At 35.0% G+C, this 3,172-nt stretch carries 6 protein-coding genes; 1 reads left to right on the top strand and 5 read right to left on the bottom strand.

The genetic code is table 11. The features are described 5' to 3' along the window. Positions 1 to 162: 162 nt before the first annotated feature. From ABHC48_RS20340 to ABHC48_RS20320, 5 genes are all read right to left on the bottom strand, one after another. Positions 163 to 363, bottom strand: a complete 201-nt coding sequence (locus tag ABHC48_RS20340) for a hypothetical protein (RefSeq protein ID WP_334285722.1) — start codon at positions 361 to 363, stop codon at positions 163 to 165. Next, positions 356 to 718 (bottom strand): helix-turn-helix domain-containing protein, encoded by a 363-nt coding sequence (locus ABHC48_RS20335; RefSeq protein WP_195700458.1) that lies wholly within the window; start codon positions 716 to 718, stop codon positions 356 to 358. The genes ABHC48_RS20340 and ABHC48_RS20335 overlap by 8 nt, the downstream gene beginning before the upstream one ends. Before the next feature lie 11 nt (positions 719 to 729). Continuing rightward, positions 730 to 1,131, bottom strand: coding sequence for a pyridoxamine 5'-phosphate oxidase family protein (locus ABHC48_RS20330; RefSeq protein WP_195700459.1), 402 nt, complete (start codon positions 1,129 to 1,131; stop codon positions 730 to 732). A gap of 309 nt (positions 1,132 to 1,440) precedes the next feature. Then, positions 1,441 to 1,644, bottom strand: coding sequence for a hypothetical protein (locus ABHC48_RS20325; RefSeq protein WP_118512131.1), 204 nt, complete (start codon positions 1,642 to 1,644; stop codon positions 1,441 to 1,443). A 26-nt stretch (positions 1,645 to 1,670) separates the two neighbouring features. Further along, positions 1,671 to 2,390, bottom strand: a complete 720-nt coding sequence (locus tag ABHC48_RS20320; protein WP_272067055.1) for a hypothetical protein — start codon at positions 2,388 to 2,390, stop codon at positions 1,671 to 1,673. A gap of 270 nt (positions 2,391 to 2,660) precedes the next feature. Here ABHC48_RS20320 and ABHC48_RS20315 point away from each other — a divergent pair. Further along, on the top strand, positions 2,661 to 3,172 hold a 512-nt coding region (locus ABHC48_RS20315; protein ID WP_347506048.1), incomplete at its 3' end, for a transposase.

Here is a 3,172-nt window from a genome sequence, read left to right as displayed (position 1 = left end):
GTTTATCTTTGCCTTATGTTATCATAATTCGGTTTAAATTGCTATAAATAGCCTTATCTCAATAATAGAAAACCCCAGAAATCATTAAGATTCTGAGGCCTTATGTTTGAACATATTTACCTTTTAATTTATGTAACAAATTAAGGAAAAATCCAGTACTCCCTAAATACGAAAAGCTTTCCAACCATCATCACGTTGAATCGTATTTTTTGGAACTTCACTTGTAATGCACACTAACGATTTTTCTTCATCTGTTTTTTCAATAAAGCTATATTCAGAATCTAAATTTACAAGTGAATAATCTTTTACCTGACACACTGTAAAGTCTTGCTCAATCCTTTTTATTTCCATAAACTTATTCATTATCCTTTTTCATGAATTCAATATATTCCTGCCCCCAATTATGCATCGCTTCTATTACCGGATGAAATTTTTTCCCAATTTCTGTCAGCGAATATTCTACCTTAGGAGGAATCGACTCATATTGTTTTCGCTCCACCAGACCATTTTCCACCAATGTCTTTAATTGAACAGATAAAGTCGCATGTGTCATCTTTGGCATAAGACGCAAAAGATCATTGAAACGGATGGGACCATCTTCCAGATAATGCATAATTAAGACAGCCCATTTTCCTGAAATCAAACTCTGTGCTGTCGCATAAGGACATTTCCCAAAACGATCTTCCATTGTCGAATCCGTTTCAAATAATCTTTCCATATCATTACCTCTTATACATCAAATTCATCTTTTAAATCCATCATTCCACGAATCTCTGCATGACCATTCTCAATATAGAACATTCCCATCTCCCAGCCATTTTTATCATACAGATTCATAATCTGTGGCATTGCTGTACGCACCTTTTCCAAAAGAGCCTCATCTTTCACAATCTTTACAGTTCCATCATAACGCATAAACTCGTTGCCATTAACGGCTAACACTTCAACGTGGGGATTTTGCATTAACTGTGAAAAAACATTTTTGAACGTACCACATCCAAAATATAATTTACCATCGTCTAACATATGGAAACCAAATGGACGTCCCTTTGGTTTATCTCCATCTGTAGTCAAAAAATAAAATATTTTTGCCTCATCTAAAAATTGGTTTACTTTTTCAATATTTGTCATATTGGTATCCTCCTTGTTTGTATAGTCATATTTTTGAACTGGTTTAATTATATGACCGATAAAATGATACATCAAGTACGATTATTTTTGATACTTGGTATCTTTGAGAATACCTAAAAATTTGCTTTATTTCCCATACAAACATCGATTTATCTTTGCCTTATGTTATCATAATTCGGTTTAAATTGCTATAAATAGCCTTATCTCAATAATAGAAAACCCCAGAAATCATTAATATTCCGAGGCCTTATGTTTGAACATATTTACCTTTTAATTTATGTAACAAATAAAATTTTGATTGACCTTTTGTTAATATGAATCAATCATCTGCATTAGCTTCTTATAAAATTCATTTCTATCGTTGTAAATTTTTTCCAATTCTTTTTCTGTAAACAGTGCATAGGCTCTATCAGGAACAGCTGTCAAGCCATCGCAGCTAAATGGTATGCGCCGCCCACCCCTGAAAATGGCTGCTTCCCAGTATTTTTTTCTAAAATATTTAATTATTCCCATATAGTATCACCTCTTTCCCATATTTGTTATTGACGTTCTGACAAGTAAAATACTTCTGTTCTTACTATATTATCATCAAAATCCATTTCTACATAATAGTCTCGGACAAAATATGCTCTCCAGTAATCTTGTAGTGAGTAAATTTCCAATGTTTTGAAATCAACTATGCACAATGGAATAGCTTCTTTATTTTCTCCGTCCGTCTTTCTGTATTCTAATGAAGCTGCAACTTTACTTAGGCAATTCTGGCATAAATGGTTTTCCAGCATGTTAGTATCAATTTCATAATTTTCCGGCAACGTCACATCTATGCTTGCCATACCACGGCTTGGAGTTCCGTCTGAAGAATAAGATATTTCACCTGTATTCCCAGAGAGGAATGAAGTTGAAGTAGCACTTTCTACCTCATTTCCATTTTCATCGTAATTTTTCAGTGGAAAATCAATCACATACCAGTCATTCAGCGAGATCAATCCAATAGTGTCAAAGTTTCTAAAGTAGCTCATCAGGCTTTCTTCCGCATTTCCGCATAGATAACATTCTGATGTGTTTTCCAGGGATGAGCGCAGATCGTCAAAAGTTACATCAATATCAGCACGGTGTTTAGTAGATACTGGTTGGGAAGATGTCTGCTCATGGGCAGAGGCATAATATGCGATGATTATGGAGATAACAATTATGACTGCCAGTATGGAAAGCCAAAAATAATCTATTCGGATTTGATAATATCGCTTTTCTTTCTTCATATTTTTGATGCTCTCCTGTGAACTTCCAGTAATTTTTCCACCTAAAGAAAAAAGAACAAAATAAAATTATAAAAAATCCCGGGTTTCTGCGGTTTTCCATTGCAGATAGCCGGGAAATATAGCCTAATTAATTTAGGCGAATAACCGCCTAAAAGGAGCTTCCTGTATAATAAAAAGCGTGGATGTTGAAAATTGAAAATACCTCAGAGTACAATAAGACTACTGACTGGCAGGTTAGTAAAAATCTTATTATACAGAGAGGTATCTACAATGAAGTCTAACACACAGAACGCAAAAATTGAAGCTATTACAGAAAAAACTTTGGTACTCGGAATTGATGTCGGAAGTGAAATGCACTATGCCAGAGCTTTTGATTACAGAGGAATCGAGTATTCGAAGAAGCCATTTAAGTTTAGCAACACAGAGGCTGGATTTTTGACATTTAAGGAATGGATCCGGGACATCAAAGAAAGACATGAGAAGGATAAGGTAGTTTCAGGTATGGAACCGACCGGGCATTACTGGTTCAATCTTGGAAAGTTTCTACAGGATAATGAAATGAAACCAGTGCTTGTAAATCCTCACCATGTGAAAAAATCAAAAGAACTCGACGACAATAATCCTACTAAAAATGACCGTAAGGATCCGAAAGTTATAGCAGGCTTAGTTAGAGAGGGACGTTACATGATCCCATACCTGCCGGAAGGTGTTTACGCTGATCTTAGAACAGCATCAAACATAAGATTCCAGTTACAGGCGGAACTTACAAGAATTCAAAACAG

Origin of the sequence: Ruminococcus sp. 1001136sp1 (genome assembly GCF_039841815.1) — a bacterium.
GTDB lineage: Bacteria > Bacillota > Clostridia > Lachnospirales > Lachnospiraceae > Blautia_A > Blautia_A faecis.
Note: the sequence above shows the minus strand (reverse complement) of the source record. Positions and strands in the feature narration are given on the sequence as shown.

Excerpts from the sequence above, each read along its gene's own strand:
- ABHC48_RS20335 (WP_195700458.1), bottom strand. The coding sequence starts at position 718 with ATGGAAAGATTATTTGAAACGGATTCGACAATGGAAGATCGTTTTGGG.
- ABHC48_RS20340 (WP_334285722.1), bottom strand. The coding sequence starts at position 363 with ATGAATAAGTTTATGGAAATAAAAAGGATTGAGCAAGACTTTACAGTG.
- ABHC48_RS20320 (WP_272067055.1), bottom strand. The coding sequence starts at position 2,390 with ATGAAGAAAGAAAAGCGATATTATCAAATCCGAATAGATTATTTTTGG.
- ABHC48_RS20325 (WP_118512131.1), bottom strand. The coding sequence starts at position 1,644 with ATGGGAATAATTAAATATTTTAGAAAAAAATACTGGGAAGCAGCCATT.
- ABHC48_RS20330 (WP_195700459.1), bottom strand. The coding sequence starts at position 1,131 with ATGACAAATATTGAAAAAGTAAACCAATTTTTAGATGAGGCAAAAATA.